The 15666-nt window shown below is 73.4% G+C and carries 18 protein-coding genes and 1 tRNA gene; 13 read left to right on the forward strand and 6 right to left on the reverse strand.

All coding sequences use genetic code 11. The annotated features are described in order from the left end of the window. Positions 1-5: 5 nt before the first annotated feature. A complete protein-coding gene (locus tag FAF44_RS14235; protein WP_237103601.1) occupies positions 6-377 on the reverse strand; it encodes a PLD nuclease N-terminal domain-containing protein in 372 nt (123 codons plus the stop codon). Between the two features lie 80 nt (positions 378-457). On the opposite strand from FAF44_RS14235, the gene FAF44_RS14240 reads away from it, so the two are divergent. The 3 genes from FAF44_RS14240 (at position 458) to FAF44_RS14250 (ending at position 2981) form a co-directional block, all read left to right on the forward strand. Continuing rightward, positions 458-1666 carry an FAD-binding protein gene (locus FAF44_RS14240; protein WP_308193325.1) on the forward strand — a complete coding sequence of 403 codons (1209 nt, stop codon included), beginning with the start codon at positions 458-460 and terminating at the stop codon, positions 1664-1666. Between the two features lie 91 nt (positions 1667-1757). Beyond that, entirely contained in the window at positions 1758-2540 is a 783-nt protein-coding gene (locus tag FAF44_RS14245; RefSeq protein WP_237103603.1) for an LLM class flavin-dependent oxidoreductase, read from the forward strand. Positions 2541-2576: 36 nt separating this feature from the next. Further along, complete coding sequence (locus tag FAF44_RS14250) at positions 2577-2981, forward strand: DUF3224 domain-containing protein (protein WP_237103604.1); 405 nt, start codon at positions 2577-2579, stop codon at positions 2979-2981. Here FAF44_RS14250 and FAF44_RS14255 read toward each other — a convergent pair. After that, a complete protein-coding gene (locus FAF44_RS14255) occupies positions 2969-3655 on the reverse strand; it encodes an SDR family oxidoreductase (protein WP_237103605.1) in 687 nt (228 codons plus the stop codon). The two genes, FAF44_RS14250 and FAF44_RS14255, sit on opposite strands and share 13 nt — an antisense overlap. An 82-nt stretch (positions 3656-3737) precedes the next feature. On the opposite strand from FAF44_RS14255, the gene FAF44_RS14260 reads away from it, so the two are divergent. The 5 genes from FAF44_RS14260 (at position 3738) to FAF44_RS14280 (ending at position 7575) form a co-directional block, all read left to right on the forward strand. Continuing rightward, the gene (locus FAF44_RS14260; RefSeq protein WP_237103606.1) at positions 3738-4283 is read left to right on the forward strand and encodes a TetR/AcrR family transcriptional regulator; all 546 of its coding nucleotides are present in this window, start codon (positions 3738-3740) and stop codon (positions 4281-4283) included. Positions 4284-4358: 75 nt separating this feature from the next. Further along, on the forward strand, positions 4359-5444 hold the full coding sequence (locus FAF44_RS14265; RefSeq protein WP_237103607.1) for a methyltransferase: 1086 nt from the start codon (positions 4359-4361) through the stop codon (positions 5442-5444). Positions 5445-5501: 57 nt separating this feature from the next. Beyond that, a complete protein-coding gene (locus FAF44_RS14270) occupies positions 5502-6521 on the forward strand; it encodes a type III polyketide synthase (protein WP_237103608.1) in 1020 nt (339 codons plus the stop codon). Next, complete coding sequence (locus FAF44_RS14275) at positions 6518-7021, forward strand: isoprenylcysteine carboxyl methyltransferase family protein (RefSeq protein ID WP_237103609.1); 504 nt, start codon at positions 6518-6520, stop codon at positions 7019-7021. Before FAF44_RS14270 ends, FAF44_RS14275 begins: the two co-directional genes overlap by 4 nt. 5 nt (positions 7022-7026) lie before the next feature. Beyond that, positions 7027-7575: a TIGR03086 family metal-binding protein gene (locus FAF44_RS14280; protein ID WP_237103610.1), complete on the forward strand. Its 549-nt coding sequence runs from the start codon at positions 7027-7029 to the stop codon at positions 7573-7575. Here the strand turns inward: FAF44_RS14280 and FAF44_RS14285 are convergent. Beyond that, on the reverse strand, positions 7544-9232 hold the full coding sequence (locus FAF44_RS14285; protein ID WP_237103611.1) for an asparagine synthase-related protein: 1689 nt from the start codon (positions 9230-9232) through the stop codon (positions 7544-7546). The two genes, FAF44_RS14280 and FAF44_RS14285, sit on opposite strands and share 32 nt — an antisense overlap. Before the next feature lie 223 nt (positions 9233-9455). Here FAF44_RS14285 and FAF44_RS14290 point away from each other — a divergent pair, with 223 nt between their 5' ends. The 3 genes from FAF44_RS14290 (at position 9456) to FAF44_RS14300 (ending at position 11470) form a co-directional block, all read left to right on the forward strand. Beyond that, positions 9456-10943, forward strand: coding sequence for a von Willebrand factor type A domain-containing protein (locus FAF44_RS14290; protein WP_237103612.1), 1488 nt, complete (start codon positions 9456-9458; stop codon positions 10941-10943). Between the two features lie 91 nt (positions 10944-11034). Further along, positions 11035-11107 (forward strand) — tRNA-Ala (locus FAF44_RS14295). A gap of 93 nt (positions 11108-11200) precedes the next feature. Then, a complete protein-coding gene (locus FAF44_RS14300) occupies positions 11201-11470 on the forward strand; it encodes a hypothetical protein (RefSeq protein ID WP_237103613.1) in 270 nt (89 codons plus the stop codon). Here FAF44_RS14300 and FAF44_RS14305 read toward each other — a convergent pair. The 3 genes from FAF44_RS14305 to FAF44_RS14315 form a co-directional block, all read right to left on the reverse strand. Then, on the reverse strand, positions 11425-12336 hold the full coding sequence (locus FAF44_RS14305; protein ID WP_237103614.1) for a pyridoxamine 5'-phosphate oxidase family protein: 912 nt from the start codon (positions 12334-12336) through the stop codon (positions 11425-11427). The two genes, FAF44_RS14300 and FAF44_RS14305, sit on opposite strands and share 46 nt — an antisense overlap. After that, positions 12333-12779 carry a VOC family protein gene (locus FAF44_RS14310; RefSeq protein ID WP_237103615.1) on the reverse strand — a complete coding sequence of 149 codons (447 nt, stop codon included), beginning with the start codon at positions 12777-12779 and terminating at the stop codon, positions 12333-12335. The genes FAF44_RS14305 and FAF44_RS14310 overlap by 4 nt, the downstream gene beginning before the upstream one ends. Positions 12780-12862: 83 nt before the next feature. Further along, positions 12863-13429 carry an ABATE domain-containing protein gene (locus FAF44_RS14315; RefSeq protein WP_237103616.1) on the reverse strand — a complete coding sequence of 189 codons (567 nt, stop codon included), beginning with the start codon at positions 13427-13429 and terminating at the stop codon, positions 12863-12865. A gap of 99 nt (positions 13430-13528) precedes the next feature. Between FAF44_RS14315 and FAF44_RS14320 the strand changes: the two genes are divergently transcribed. Continuing rightward, positions 13529-14140, forward strand: a complete 612-nt coding sequence (locus FAF44_RS14320; protein WP_237103617.1) for a TetR/AcrR family transcriptional regulator — start codon at positions 13529-13531, stop codon at positions 14138-14140. Between the two features lie 11 nt (positions 14141-14151). Beyond that, on the forward strand, positions 14152-15603 hold the full coding sequence (locus FAF44_RS14325) for an FAD-dependent monooxygenase (RefSeq protein ID WP_237103618.1): 1452 nt from the start codon (positions 14152-14154) through the stop codon (positions 15601-15603). Positions 15604-15666: the final 63 nt, after the last annotated feature.

Genomic DNA, 15666 nt, shown 5'->3' on the forward strand with positions numbered 1-15666 from the left:
GCCCGTCAGAGGGGCGGGCGTTCGTCGTCTGACGGCTTCCTGGGGGCGTTCCTGCGCTGTTCCTCGGCGCGTTCGCGGCAGCGGCGCAGGAACTCCTCGTCGTCGTCCGGATCGGCGGCGGCGAAGCGGCCCGGACGGTCGTACTCGGGGTAGGCGTTCGGCCGGGCCTGGGCCGGGAACCGGGCGCCGGCCCGCTCCGGCCGGCCCGCCACCAGCCACACGACAGACCCGATGAGCGGGAACAGCAGCACGATCAGCACCCAGGCGATCTTCGGCAGGTTGCGGCAGAGCGCCTCGGGTGTGGTGATCACATCGAAGAGGCAGTAGAGCCAGAGCACGAGCGTGATCAGGCCCACAGCCTCGGACAGGACAAGCACGGCACACCTCCGGTCGGCGGCACCAGAAACTAGCGGCACCCGGACCGGCTGACAAGATGGTGCTGTGGGAAGGTAAGGCCGTGACGCTGACCAATTGGGCTGGAAACACGACATTCCATGCCAAAGAAGTCCATCATCCGTCCTCGATCGACGAGCTGCAGCGGCTCGTCGCGGCCAGCGCCCACGTCCGAGCCCTGGGGAGTGGCCACTCCTTCAACCACGTCGCCGACACCACCGGCGACCTCGTGGCCCTCGACCGGATGCCGGAACTGGTGGAGATCGACAGCGCCGCCGCCCAGGTGCGGGTGAGCGCGCGCACCACGTACGCCAAGCTCGCGCCCCTGCTGCACCGGGCCGGCTTCGCGCTGGCGAACCTGGCCTCGCTGCCGCACATCTCCGTCGCGGGCTCGGTCGCCACCGGCACCCACGGCTCAGGCGACGCCGTGCCTGGCCTGGCCGCCGCCGTGTCGGGGATCGAGCTGGTCACCGCCGACGGCTCGCCGCTGTCGCTCGCGCGCGGCGAGGCCGACTTCCCCGGGGCCGTGGTGTCGGTCGGCGCGCTCGGCGTCGTCACCGCGCTCACGCTCGACCTCGTGCCCGCCTTCGAGCTGCGCCAGTACGTCCGCGAGGGCCTGCGCCCCGACGCGCTCGGGCACTTCGACGAGATCATGTCGAGCGGCTACAGCGTCAGCCTCTTCACCGACTACCGCGACACCCGCGTCTGGCTCAAGCGCGCGGACGAGCTGACCGACCCCGACTGGTACGGCACCACCCCCGCCGACGGCCCCCGCCACCCGCTGCCCGCCATGCCGGCCGACAGTTGCACGGAGCAACTGGGCGTCCCCGGCGCCTGGTACGAGCGGCTGCCGCACTTCCGCGCCGACTTCCCGCCCAGCGGCGCCGGCGACGAGCTGCAGACCGAACTGCTGCTGCCCAGGGAGCACGCGGTCGCGGCGCTGCGCGCGCTGTTCGCCGTCGGCGACCGCATCCGGCCGGTGCTGCAGATCTCCGAGGTGCGCTCGATCGCCGCCGACGACCTGTGGCTGAGCCCCTTCGAGGGCCGCGACAGCATCGGTGTGCACTTCACCTGGATCAAGGACGTCGCCGCCGTGCTGCCGGTCGTGGAGCTGGTGGAGCGGACGCTGGCGCCGTTCGGGCCGATCCCGCACTGGGGCAAGCTGTTCACCCGCTGGCCCGAGTGCCCGGACCGGTTCCGTGAGCTGGTGCGCCGGCTCGACCCGGACGGCAAGTTCGGCAACGACTTCACCCGGGTACTGCTGGGGGAGTAGCGCTCCTCCGGAGGCGTGCGCCCCCGGACGTAGCGCCGCACCGGTCCGGCGGACGATGTGTGGCGCCCCTCCGTCCGCGATCGTTGGGTGCATGACCGATCACCCGTTCAGATTCGGCACGGTCGCCGGGCAGGCCCCCGACGCCGGCGCGTGGACCGGCCTGGCCCGGCGGGCCGAGGGCCTGGGCTACTCGACCCTGCTCGTGCCCGACACGCTGGGCACGTTCTCGCCGTTCACGGCCGCCGGCGTGGCGGCCGCGGCGACGACGACCCTGCGCGTCGGCACGTACGTGCTGAGCGCGCCCAACCGCACGCCGAGGGCCGTCGCGTGGGAGGCCGCCACCCTGCACCGGCTCACCGGCGGCCGGTTCGAGCTGGGCCTCGGGGCCGGGCGGCCGGACGCCGAGGGCGACGCCGCCGCGCTCGGCGTGCGCTTCGGCACGCCGGGGGAGCGCATCGAGCGGCTCTCCCAGACCATCGAGGCCGTCGAGGACGTCAGGATCCTCGTGGCCGCCTCGGGCACCAGGCTGCTGCGGCTGGCCGCGCACCGGGCCGACACGGTCGCCCTCGGCGTGCCGCCGCACTACACCGACGAGCAACTGGCGGCCAAGATCGACGAGCTGTACGAACTGGCCGGCGACCGCTTCCACCGCCTGGAGCTGGCCATGAACCTGGCCTGCGCCGGGGCCGAGCCGCCGGAGTGGGCGCTGACCCGCTTCGGCCGCAGCGGCACCGGCATCCTCACCGGCACGGTGACGGAGATGGCCGACACGCTGCGACGTCGCCGCGACCGGCTCGGCATCTCGTACGTGTCGGTGAACGCCCAGTTCGTCGACGCCTTCGCGCCCGTCGTGGAGCGGCTGGCCGGTACCTGACGGAGGCTGGCAGGTATGTCCGGCACGATGAGGGCCATGACCGCACGAGGCAGTTTCGAGACCGCGAACTGGACCCCGAGTCCGCCCTACGACGACCGTGACGGCGTCACGCTCACGACCGTGACCCTCACCAAGACCTTCTCCGGCGACCTGACGGGCACCAGCCTCGTCACGATGCTGATGGCCACCACCCCGGTGGAGGCGTGCCGCTCGTACGTCGCGCTGGAACGCGTCGAAGGGACCCTGGACGGGCGCGCGGGCAGCTTCGTCGTCCAGCACGACGCCGCCAGTGACGAGGCAGCCGGTGACGAGGCCGGGCAGAGCCTGCGCGTGCGGGTCGTCGCCGGCTCGGGCACCGGCGGGCTGCGCGGCATCAGGGGTGAGATGACCATCGCGGCCGGCCCCGGCGGGCATTCCTACGCCTTCGACTACACGCTCTGAGCGGCGTGGGCGGCCATCGCCGCCTGGAGGACGGCCAGGTCCCCGAGGGTCACCTCGTGGCGGTCGCGGCCCGTGTGCAGGCTCCAGTGCGTGTCGGCCACGATCTCGGGGGAGGCGGGGGAATCGGGCGTGACCGCGGCGGCGATGGGCACGTGCCCCACGTGCACGCCCCGGTCGCGCAGCGCCTCCGCCAGTGACAGCGCGTAGTTGCGCAGCCCCGCCGCCGCGATGCCGATGTTGCCCAGGAACGGCAGGGGGTGCACGGCGGAGATGCCCGAGGTGAACAGCAGCGTGCCCGAGCCGCGCTCCAGCATGCCCGGCAGCACGGCGCGGACCGCCGTGACGGCTCCCAGCACCGCGCCGTCGATGGCGTCCTGGGCGCTGCGCCGGGTGACGTCGAGGACGGGGGTGCGGGCCTCGCCGGTGCCGACGCCGTTGTGCACGAGGACGTCCACCGGGCCGATGCGGTCGAGCGCGGCGCCGAGGGCGGCCTCGTCCGCGAGGTCGGCGGGGTGGGCGGCGGCCCGGACGCCCTCGGCCGCGAGCGTCCGGGTCAGCTCCGCCAGGCGGTCGTGGTTCCTGGCCACCATGGCGACCTCGAAGCCCTCCTTGCCGAAGCGGCGGGCCACGGCCAGGCCGATGCCGGGACCGGCGCCGAGGATGGCGATCTTCATGTCGTGCGCTCCTTAAGTCGAGGGATGGCCTCAGGTTAGCACTAACCTGAGGGTATGCCTCACCTTCACTAGAATGGCGGGTATGGACCGCCCCCTGCGCCGCGACGCCCAGCGCAACCGCGACGCCCTCGTGGCCGCGGCCAGGCAGGTGCTGGCCGAACGAGGGCTGCGGGCCCCGCTGGAGGCCGTGGCCAAACGGGCCGGCGTCGCCATCGGCACGCTCTACCGGCACTTCCCCGAGCGCGCCGACCTGATCGACGCGATCCTCGCCGAGAAGGTCGCCTTCTGGGCCGAGCTGGCCCGGCAGTCGCTGGAGGCCGACGACGCCTGGGACGGCCTGGTGCGCTTCCTGGAGCGCACCTGCGAAATGCAGGCCCACGACCGCGCCTTCACCGAGCTGACCTGCCTCGCCCACCTCGACGGCCGGGCCGAGGTCAACCGGCTCGTCGCCGGCCTCGTGGAGCGGGCGCACCACGAGGGCGTGCTGCGCGCCGACGTCGGGCCGACCGATCTGGCGTTCTTCGTGATGGCCAACGCGCGGGTCGCCGAGGCCGACCCCGGGCAGTGGCGGCGGCACTTCCACCTCATGCTCGACGCCCTGCGCGCCGGGCGTCCGCAGGGGGAGTGAGCGCGCCCCCCTCGCGTCCGGGCGCCGGAAAAGCGGTGGCAGGGCGGGCGGTGTTCGTGACACCGTCTGGTGGCGATGATCCAGTGGACCGAGGCGGGGCAGGAGCGTTCGGCGCTCTGGCGCACGGCGCTCGGCGCGCCGCCCCCCGCGCGGGTGATCGTGGCCGACGACCGGCTGCCCGCCGCCGTCGCCTACCGCCTGGCCTGCGAGGGCACCGCGCTGCTGTGGCGCGGCGACTTCCACAACGCCCGCCTGCTGCTGGCCGCCATGGGCCGCCGCTGCAAGCCGGCCGCGCCCGGCAGCGGCTTCCACCGCCACCGCCAGGCCCGGTCGCAGCGCGCCCGCACGCTCGGCATGCTGCTCGTCCCGTACGCCGACGATCACGTGGTGCCGCTGCGCAGGGCGCCCGACGTGCGCGAGGCGTGCGCCGCGGTGTACGGCCCGCACGCGCCGCCCGCGGTCGGCGGGCTTCGGGAACTGCTCGGCCTGATCGGCGCGCACGAGTGGCGCAGCAAGGGCGTGCCGGTTGCGGCGCTCGGCGCCCGCGTCCATCCGCACCACGGCGTGTTCTCCCCGATCAGGGGCGAGTACGTCGATCTGGTCGCCGAGGCGCCGCTGCCCGGCGACCGGCTGGCCTTCGACGTCGGCACCGGCACCGGCGTGCTGGCGGCGGTGCTGGCCCGGCGCGGCGTGCGGCACGTCGTGGCCACCGACCTCGACCGGCGGGCCGTCGAGTGCGCCGGCGACAACCTCGCCCGGCTGGGGCTGTCCGGCCGGGTGGAGGTGGTGCGGGCCGACCTGTTCCCACCGGGGCGCGCGCCGCTGGTCGTGTGCAATCCGCCGTGGCTGCCGGCCAAGCCGCTCTCGCCGCTCGATCACGCCGTCTACGACCAGGAGGGGCGGATGTTGCGCGGGTTCCTGGAGGGGCTGGACGAGCATCTGGAGCCCGGCGGCGAGGGCTGGCTGATCCTGTCCGACCTGGCCGAGCACCTGGGGTTGCGGAGCCGGGGCGAGCTGCTGGCGCAGTTCGCGGCGGCGGGGCTGCGGGTGGCCGGCCGCCTCGACGTCACGCCGCGGCACGGCCGGGCCGCCGACCGGGACGACCCGCTGCACGCGGCCCGCGCCGCCGAGGTGACCTCCCTCTGGCGGCTCACCCGCTGACGCCCGCGCCGCGGGGCTCACAGGTTAGCCGGGCCCTCTCCGCGGCAGGAGAGATATATGCACATTTCGGGAGTACAGACCGTTTTGCCCGATCACCGCTACGAGCAGGCGGAGATCACCGAGGCGTTCTCCCGGCTGACCGAGTGCGACGAGGACCTGCTGCGGCGCTTCCACGAGGCCACCGGGGTACGGGGCCGCAACCTGGCGCTGCCGCTGGCCGACTACGCCAAGCTCGACTCCTTCGCCCGCGCCAACGACGCCTACGTCGAGCAGGCGCTCGAACTCGGCGAACGGGCGCTGGCGGGCGCCCTGCACAAGGCCGACGTGCGCCCCGAGAAGATCGATCACCTGCTGTTCTGCTCCACCACGGGCCTGGCCACGCCCTCGCTCGACGCCAGGCTGGCCCAGCGCATGGGGCTGCGTCCCGACGTGAAACGGGTGCCGGTGTTCGGCCTGGGCTGCGCGGCGGGCGCGGCCGGGCTCTCCCGGCTGCACGACTACCTGCGCGGCTGGCCCGACCACGTGGCCGTGCTGGTGTGCGTGGAGCTGTGCTCGCTGACCATCCAGCGCGACGACGTCTCGATCGCCAACCTCGTCGCCAGCGGCCTGTTCGGGGACGGGGCGGCGGCCGTCGTCGCGACCGGGCGCGGCCCCGGCCCCGAGGTCGTCGCCACCCGCAGCAGGCTCTACCCGGGCACCGAGCACCTCATGGGCTGGGAGGTCGGCGACCACGGCTTCCGCATCGTGCTCGACGCGGACCTGACCGCGTTCGTGGAAGAAGTGCTGGCCGGCGACATCAGGACGTTCCTGGCCGACTACGGCCTGACCCCCGACCAGGTCGCCACCTGGATCTGCCACCCGGGCGGCCCGAAGGTGATCGAGAAGATCGTGGAGACGCTCGACCTGCCGCCCAAGGCGCTCGACGTGACCTGGAACTCGCTGCGCGAGAACGGGAACCTGTCGTCGGTCTCGGTGCTGCACGTGCTCCAGGAGACCCGCGGGCGGCCCGGCGCCCCCGCCGTGCTCATGGCGCTGGGGCCCGGCTTCTCCGCCGAACTGCTGCTGCTGCACTGGTGATCGCGTACGCGCTGCTCATCGGCCTGGTCGCGGTGGAGCGGCTGGCCGAACTCGTCGTGGCCAGGCGCAACCTCGCCTGGGCCCTGGCCAGGGGCGGCGTCGAGTACGGCGGGCGGCACTATCGCTGGATCGTGCTGGCCCACGTGGCGCTGCTGGTCGCGGCTCCGGCCGAGGTGTGGCTGCTCGGACGCCCGTTCCTGCCGGCGCTCGGCTGGCCCATGCTCGCCGTCGTGCTGCTGGCGCAGGGGCTGCGCTGGTGGTGCGTGGGCACGCTGGGACACAGGTGGAACACGCGGGTCGTGGTGGTGCCGGGGCTGCCGCTGGTGCGCGGCGGGCCGTACCGGTGGCTGCGGCACCCCAACTACGTCGCCGTGGTGGCCGAGGGCATCGCGCTGCCGCTGGTGCACACGGCCTGGCTGACCGCCCTGGCGTTCACGGTCGTGAACGCGGGGTTGCTCGCGGTTCGTGTCCGGGTGGAGGACGCGGCCCTGGCACACTAGAACGCATGAACGAGATACTGCCACTGCTGCAACGTGCCGCCGCCCGCACCGCCGACGTCGTCCACGACATCAAGGACGACCAGCTCGGGCTGCCCACGCCGTGCGCCGAATACGACGTCAGGGCGCTGCTCGACCACCTGGAGTGGGCGATGTCCCTGTTCGAGTCGGTCGCCGCCGGAGGGCCGTTCGTGCCCCCGAAGGCGGAGTACACCGGCGACTTCCCCGAGCGGGCCGAGCGCATGCTGGCCGTCTACGAGCGTCCCGAGGCGTGGGAGGGCGTCAGCGAGGCCATGGGCGGCCTGCCCAGGGCGGTGATCGCCCGCATGGCGCTGACCGACCTCGTGGCGCACGGCTGGGACCTGTCCAGGGCGACCGGCCTCGGCTACGAGGTGGACGACGAGACGACCGCCGAACTCGCGGAGTTCAGCTCCAGGATGGCGCCGATCGGCCGCGAGCGCGGGGCGTTCGGCGCGGAGGTGCCGGTGCCGGCCGGCGCGCCGGCGCTCGACCGGTTCCTCGGGCTCATCGGGCGGGATCCGGCCTGGAGACCGTGATCTCCGCCGGCCCTTCGGGCGCCTTGCCCGGGTAGAGGCCGGTCAGCAGCGTGCTGACCGTGTAGAGGTGCCAGGCCAGGGCCGGTTTCTGCACCACGGGGGCGGCGAACAGGGCGCGGACCTCGTCCGGGTTCACGATCGGGGTGAGGGCGTCGAGGGTGCCGAGCACCTGCTCGCGCAGCACGTCGGTGAGCGCGGGGCCGGGGCTGGTCCGCCAGCTCCAGCCGCCTCCTGTCTTGGTCGTGGGCAGGTGCGGGGGAGGCACGGGCAGCCGGGCCGGCCAGGGGAAGCGGCGACGGGGCCGCTCGTCACCGGTGAAGCGCCACTGCTTGCCCTCGATGGGCACGTCCCGCAGTTTCGGGGCCAGGCGCAGGATCAGGGCGTAGATGACCTCTTCGGACAGCCGCCAGCCCTGGTCCAGGCCCAGCGCCGCCCGCGCCACCCGGTTGTCCAGGAACGGCCGCACCGGGTCGCCGCGCCGCAACGAGCCCGCGCGGGCGCTGGCCTGCCAGCGTCCCACCTTGTACCAGATGTAGATGTGGTCCAGCGCCTCCAGCCGGTTCGGACGGGCCAGCCACGGCGCGGCCAGCTCGCGGGCGTGCTCGTTGGCCTCGGCGGTGAAGAGCTTGGCGTCCTTGCGGAAGGTGTTGTCGATGCGCCGCGTCAGGGCCTTGTCGCCGAGGTCGGTCTGGAGCAGGTTCAGGCTGCCCGCGCGCAGCGTCTCGCCGCTCTGCCCCGACATGGTGGGCTTGCCGGAGTACGGCAGGTAGCTCACGATCGTCTCGTACGCCGAGGTCATGCCCTCGCAGGTGCGCAGCGTCTCCCAGGCCCGGTTCAGCGGATGCTCCACCAGCACCGCGTCCTTGGCGGCGGTCTGCGGCGGGGCGATGACCGTGTGCCCCACGCCGAGCCGCTCCGCGATCATGCGGGCGATGATCACGTCGGGGTGCGTGTCGAGCCCGTTCGTCGTCGCCCGGAACGGCACCCGCGCCGCGTGCAGCAGGGCCGCCAGGATACGGGTGTCCCGGCCGCCGGTCAGCGCCAGGTTCACCGGCTCGCCCAGGTCGCGCAGCGGTGTCACGGTCGCCAGCAGCGCGTCGGCCAGCTCGTCGATGGCCGACCGCTTGGCCCGCTCCGAGGTGGGGGCGGGCGCGGCCTCGGGCAGCGGGGTCTCGGAGACGGTGCGTACGCCGTCCCGCACGACGAGCCGCGAGCTGGGCCGCAGCGCCGACACCCCCTTGTACGGGGTCTCGTCCGACAGGAAGAAGCCCTGCCTGACCATCGTCTGCAGGGCGAGCACGTCGTGCTCGACGCGGTCGCCGGCCTGGGCCATCAGGTGCACGAGCAGCGCGCGGCTGCCGACGATGTGCAGTTCCGGGGTCTCGGCGTAGAAGACGGGGCAGACGCGGTTGATCGCGGTGCTCGCGCCCAGTTCCCCGTCACGGGCGAACCAGGCCGAGAAGCAGCCGCCCACGGAGTCGTCCGGCAGCGCGGTCACGTCGGCGGGGCCGGCCAGGTGGCCGTTGAGCCCGACGACCCGGCCGCCGTGCTCGGAGATCAGCGGCGGCCTGCGGGTGTCGTCGGGCTCGTTGCTCCAGCCGAACAGTGAGACGCCCCGGCCGTGCCACTCCTGACCGCGGATGACGTCCGGCGGCACGGGAAAGGCGGGCTCGATAACCGACCGAGCCTTATTGAGTACATCCGGCGGGATTTCATGCTGTTTTCCGGCAATGCCCAAATACACGCGCACGGCATCATGACTACCTCAATTATCCCATTCATCACAACTGATCACGTGTCGATCGCGGTTTGCGCTCGCTTACGTCACCGGCCCGGCCACCGTGAACTCCATTCCGTCGTACGACTCGGAGGTGGTTCAGATGAAACTTCGCCCCATGGCGGCCGGTGTGGGTCTTGTCGCACTCCTGGGACTGGCGGCCTGCGGCGGTGGCGGCCAGCACGCCACCAGCAGCGACCGGGCCCCCGTCGCGGCCGGGCAGTCGTCCGATGAGGACCAGGGCACGGGCGCGGAGGCGTCCGCGTCGGCCCGCCCGGACAGCGAGAAGGACACGACGACCGCGCAGATCTCCACGTTCGCCCTGGACGTGGACACCGCCTCGTACGGCTACGCGCGCCGGACCCTCCAGGAGGGCCGCTGGCCCGAACCCGGCCAGGTCCGCCCCGAGGAGTGGGTGAACGCCTTCCGCCAGGACTACGCCCAGCCGCCGGACGACGGGTTCGCCGTGCACGTGGACGGCGCGCGGCTGCCCGAGCGGGACGAGGCCGTCCTGCGGGTCGGCCTGCAGACCCGCGCCTCCGAAACCTCCGAGCGGCGCCCCGCCAACCTCACGTTCGTCGTGGACGTGTCCGGCTCGATGGCCGAGGCCGGGCGGCTGGACCTGGTCAAGTCCGCCCTGCTGAAGCTGCTCGACCAGCTCGCCCCCGGCGACCAGGTCTCGATCGTCTCCTTCAGCGACGACGCCGAGGTGCTGGCCTCCATGACCCCGCTGACCGCCAGGGACGAGCTGCGCGCGGCGATCGAGCGGCTCACGGTCTCCGGAGGCACGGACCTGGAGTCCGGGCTCACCACCGGGTACCGGGAGGCGTCCCGGGCGTACCGGCCGGCCGCCACCAACCGCGTCATCGTGCTGTCCGACGGCCTGGCCAACCAGGGCGCCACGCAGTGGCAGGCCATCCTGGGCCAGGTCAAGGAGTACGCGGGCAAGCAGGTCACGCTGCTCACCGTCGGCGTCGGCCGCGACTACGGCGACGAGCTGATGGAGCAGCTCGCCGACAACGGCGACGGCATGGCCGTGTACGTCAGCAGCGAGGAGGAGGCCACGAAGCTGTTCACCACGCAGCTCCCCGGCACCCTCGACCTGCGCGCCCGCGACGCCAAGGCCCAGGTCGTCTTCAACCCGTCGGTGGTGGAGAGTTACCGCCTCATCGGGTACGAGAACCGCGAGCTGAGCGCCGAGGAGTTCCGCGACGACAGCCGCGACGGCGGCGAGATCGGTCCAGGCCACTCCGTCACCGCCCTGTACGCGCTCAAGCTCAAGCCGGGGGCCCACGGCCAGCTCGCCCAGGCCACGGTCCGCTGGCAGGACCCTGACACCCGGGCCGCGTCGGAGGCCGGCGAGTCGCTGCGCTCCGGCGACCTGGCCGCCTCCCTCTGGGACAAGGCGCCGGTCCGGCTGCAGGTGGACGTCGCCGTGGCGGCGTTCGCGCTGTACCTGCGGGATCGGGAGGCGTTCGGCATGGATCTGGCCACGCTGGGTGAGCACGCGACCCGGCTGGCGGCGGCCTCGGAGGATCCGATGGTCTCCGAGCTGGTCACGCTGGTCGAAAAGGCCAGGTCGGTGAGCTGACGGCCGCTGTGCCCGGGCCTGCGGCGGCCCGGGCAACGGTTTTCGCGTGCAGGGGAGGTCCCGGAGTCGGATAGACTTTTACTCGCAACAAGGGGCTATGGCGCAGTTGGTAGCGCGCCTCCATGGCATGGAGGAGGTCTGGGGTTCGAATCCCCATAGCTCCACAGCGAGAAGAAGACCGCTTCCCGAGCTCGGGAAGCGGTCTTCTTCGTTTTCCGGGCCTGGCTATATCGAACTGGAGTTCGTATAATAACGGCATGAGCCCTGTGGAACTGCCTGAGATCTGGAGGCCGCCCATCGTGGCGGCGGTCCCCGACGGCATCGCGCGTTACCTGCTGGCCTGGGGTGACGACGCGCAGGGAGCGCGGTGGGGATACCTGCTGTGGCCCCCGCGCACACTGACGGCACGCGGGGGCGTACACCACGAGGCGAGCGCCCGCTGGGTGCACTGGGAGGAGATCGCTCCCGTGGCCGGGGAGGACTACAGCACGGTCCCGATCGCCGACCCGCTCCTGCTGCTCCCCTGATCGCGTACGGGCGGGTTGAAGCGGTGGTAGCCGGGCGCGGTCCACCCGGCGGGCAGGGTCCCCGCGAGGTGGGTGTAGGCGTCCACCTCGAACCGCACCACCGGCCGGTCGCCGCCCCAGTCCGCCCGCGCCCGCCCGGTCAGGTGCAGCGTCCGGCCGCGTTCCCAGTCGGGGAACAGCAGCCCGGCCGCCGGGTCCAGTTCCAGGTTGCCGAGCGTCATGTACATGCCGTTGCCCGGGTAGTCGGGGAACTCCAGCGAGCGCGGCCCGGTGACCCGGACGAAGCCGGGGTTGCCGCCCCGGTGCGACACGTCCGCCCCGAAGCCGGCGGCCCGCGTGGCGATGAAGAACGTGTCGGCCGCCTCGATCCAGTCGCGGTGCCGCCCGGTCGGGGCGGACCCGCTCCCGATCCTGGCCGGCGTGCCGGGGGGCGTGGTGGGCTCGCGGGTCTGGATGTACTTGGGGCAGTTGGCGTAGACCTGCTCGGTCCCGACCACGAGCGACTCTCCCGTCTGCACGGCGGTGCCGTTGACGCGCATCCTGCGCCGCGTGCGCGGCTCGATGGCCAGCAGCCCGACGTCCCGCTCGGCCGCGAACAGCCCGTGCAGCGGATCGTCCGGCGCGGGCGCGGCGCGCAGCACGATCGTGCGGTCGTCGGCCGCGTCGGCGAAACCGGCGGGCCCGGTGAGCACGCTCGCCCAGAGCCGCCCGAGGTCGTCGGCGGCGCCGGCCACGATCATGCGCTGGTCCCGCAGGAACGCCGCCGCCACCTCGGGGATGTCCGCCCGCGCGCGCGAGCTGCCGTGATCCGCCACCCGCACCCCGGCGCGCCGCTGCACGGCGACCTCGCCCGGATGGCTCCTCACGAGAAGAACCCGCAGGTGGGCGCGCCGGTGGTGGGCGCGGGCCGGTCGCCGGCCGCGTCGGGGGCGAAGATCTCCAGCCGGACGCCGTCGGGGTCCTCGAAGAACACGCCCCCGGAGGCGGCGCCCTCGCCGTGCGGCACGACGCCGTCGTGCCGCGGGGTCACCCCGAGGTCCCTGATCACCTTCTCCGCGCGGCGGACCGCGTCGAGGTCGGCCACCTGGAAGGACAGGTGGTGCAGGCCGGGACGATCGGCGGCGAAGCGGCCGGTGCTCTGCTGCCAGAGCGTCAGCACCAGCGCGCCGTCCTGGGTCAGGAAGGCGTAGCGGCGGCCGTCCTCGTGCGATTCGCCCGCGACCGTGAACCCGAACACGCGCCGGTAGAACTCCTTGGACGTGTCGAGGTCGGTGACGTTGAGCCCGATGTGCCCGGTCTGGAAGGACATCCCACACTCCTCTAACGGATGAACGACTGACTTGCCGTTAGACAATATAACGGCAAAGTCGGGTCGTTGGCGTTAGATGTGGGTCACTTCCGGTGCTCCCGGTAGTGCCGGGCCGCGCGGGCGCGGTTCCCGCAGGCCGTCGAGCACCACTCCTGGCGCGGGTGCTCCTTGACGAAATAGAGCACGCAGCGGGGGGCCTGGCAGGTCCGCAGCAGGGCCCGTTCGGGGCCGGCGAGGAACTCGGCCGCCCCGGCGGCGAGCCGGCCGCGCAGCCGCGCCGACTCGTCGCCGGTCGAGGCCGTGACGAGGGTGGGCGCGCCGGTCCAGCGCAGTTGCGGGGCCGTGGGCGCGGCCAGGGCCGTGGCGTTGACCAGCGCCAGCGCCTCCTCGAACGCGGGCAGGTCCGCCGCGTCCGCCCGGCTCGGCGGCTCGGGCGTCACGGCTCTGGCGAACAGGGCGCGCACGGCCTGGCGCAGGCGTACGGTCTCGCGCCGAAGCTCCTCCGAGGCCGTGAAGCTCTCGTCGAGACCCAGTTCGGCGGCGTGCTCGCGGGCCCAGGCCGTCATCCCGCCGACGCTCGACAGGGTGTCGACCGGGCCGGATCGGTCGGCTCTGACCGTGCTGACGAATTCCAGGCTCAGGAAGGGCATCCTCCCAATCTAACGTCGGGATTCGAGTCGGCCCGTTAGATGAAAATTGCGTGGTCGGAAATATTGCTGATCACGCAACTTCGTTCTATGGTCATGGGCATGAGCGGACTGCGCGAGCGGAAGAAGCAGGCCACCCGCGAGGCGCTGATGTCGGCCGCGCTCCGGCTGGCGCACGAACGCGGCCTGGAGAACGTGCGGGTCGAGGACATCGCGGCCGCGGCCGGGGTGTCGCCGAGGACGTACAACAACTACTTCTCCAGCAAGTACGAGGCGATCACCGCCCGGCACACCGACCGCGTGCGCGACTCGGTGGCGGCGCTGCGCGCCCGGCCGCCCGGTGAGCCCCTCTGGGAGGCGCTCACCGAGGCCATGGTGCAGCCGTGGGCGCGGCACGCGGGCACCACCGACACACCGCCGTCGCCCGAACTGCTGGCCGGCATCCGCATGCTGGCCGACGAGCCCGCGCTGCGGGCCGAGTCGCTGCGGGCGGTGTTCGCGGCCGACGGCGAGCTGGCCGCGGCCGTCGCGGAGCGCGTCGGCGCCGACCCGGCGCGCGACCTCTACCCGTCCCTGGTCGCCGGCGCGGTGACCGCGGCCGTCCAGGCGGGCGTGGCCCACTGGCTGCGCGCCGACCCTCCCGTGCCGCTCGTGCCGGTGCTGCGCGAGTGCCTGCGAGCGCTGGCCGCCGGACTGCCCACCCCTTCCCGATGAGGAGCACACCTGTGGACGTCGTCATCGCCGGAGCCGGCCCGAACGGGCTGATGCTGGCCTGCGAGCTGAGCCTGGCCGGAGTCACGCCGGTCGTCGTCGAACGCCTGCCCCGGCGCAGCGACCAGCCCAAGGCCAACGGGATCGTCGGCCAGGTCGTCCGGCTGCTGCGCCGGCGCGGCCTGGCCGACGAGGAGGCCGCCATGCCCGCGTTCGTGTTCGGCGGGATGCCGCTGCGCCTGGCGGGCCTGAAGGACAACCCGCTGCACGGGATGGGCGTCAGCCAGCCCGTCCTGGAGGAACTGCTCGAGAAGCGCGCGCTCGACCTGGGCGTGGAGATCCGGCGCGGGCACGAGCTGACCGGGTTCACCCAGGACGCCGACGGGGTGAGCCTGGAGCTGACCGGGCCCGGCGGGCCGGACGAGCTGCGCACCCGCTACCTGGTCGGCTGCGACGGCGCGCACAGCGTGGTCAGGAAGGCGTCCGGGATCGGCTTCCCCGGCTCGCACGCGGCCGACGTCGTCAGCCGCACCGCGCACGTCGCCATCCCCGGGGCGGTGACCAGGCAGGTCGAGCTGGACATTCCGGAGGTGGGCACGTTCGTGCTCTACACCTGGCACAGGACCGAGCGGGGCGCGTACGCGATCATGCCGGCCGGTCCCGACGTGTTCACCGTCGCCGCGATGGAGTGGGAGCGCGCCGCGCCCGGCGACGACGTGCCGATGACCATCGGCGAGCTGGGCGAGAGCCTGTCCCGCGTGCTCGGTCTGGGCGAGCGGGGCGTGCCCCTGGCCGAGCCGCCCGGCCCCGGGCCGCGCCTGCTGCGGCGGCTGAACGGGCGCGACACCCGGGTGGCCGACCGGTACCGCGCGGGCAGGGTGTTCGTGGCGGGCGACGCCGCGCACGTGCACTCCGCCATGGGCGCCCCCGGGCTCAACCTGGGCCTCCAGGACGTCGTCAACCTGGGCTGGAAGCTGGCCGCGCAGGTGCGCGGCTGGGCGCCGGCCGGGCTGCTCGACACCTACGACGCCGAGCGCCGGCCCGCCGCCGAACGGGTCGCCATGCACAGCCAGGCCCAGCTCGCGCTGGTCGCGCCGGGGCCCGAGGTGACGGCGCTGCGGACGGTGTTCGGCGAGCTGCTGGGCGACGAGGCCGCCCTCGGGCGCATCGCCGCCATGCTGGCCGGAGCGGACGTGACCTACCCGATGCCCGCCCCGGCGCACCCGCTGCTCGGCCGCTTCCTGCCCGACCTGCCCCCGGGGGCGGGCGCAGGGGCGCGGCCCGTGCTGGCCGGCGCGACGGACGGGCTGCGGATGCGTCACGGGCGGGTGGACGTCGTACGCTCCGGCGGGCCCGAGGCCGTGCTGGTGCGGCCCGACGGTTACGTGGCGTGGGCCGGCGAGCCCGACGAGACGCTGGACGAGGCGCTGCGGACGTGGTTCGGCGAGGCACTCGAAGCCGTGTGACCCTTCAGGCCCGAAGCGGCGTGATCGGCCGGGGCCGTGGGGCGGCGGGGTGGCCCGGGAGGG

Source organism: Nonomuraea sp. MG754425, from assembly GCF_021699195.1.
Classification (GTDB): domain Bacteria; phylum Actinomycetota; class Actinomycetes; order Streptosporangiales; family Streptosporangiaceae; genus Nonomuraea.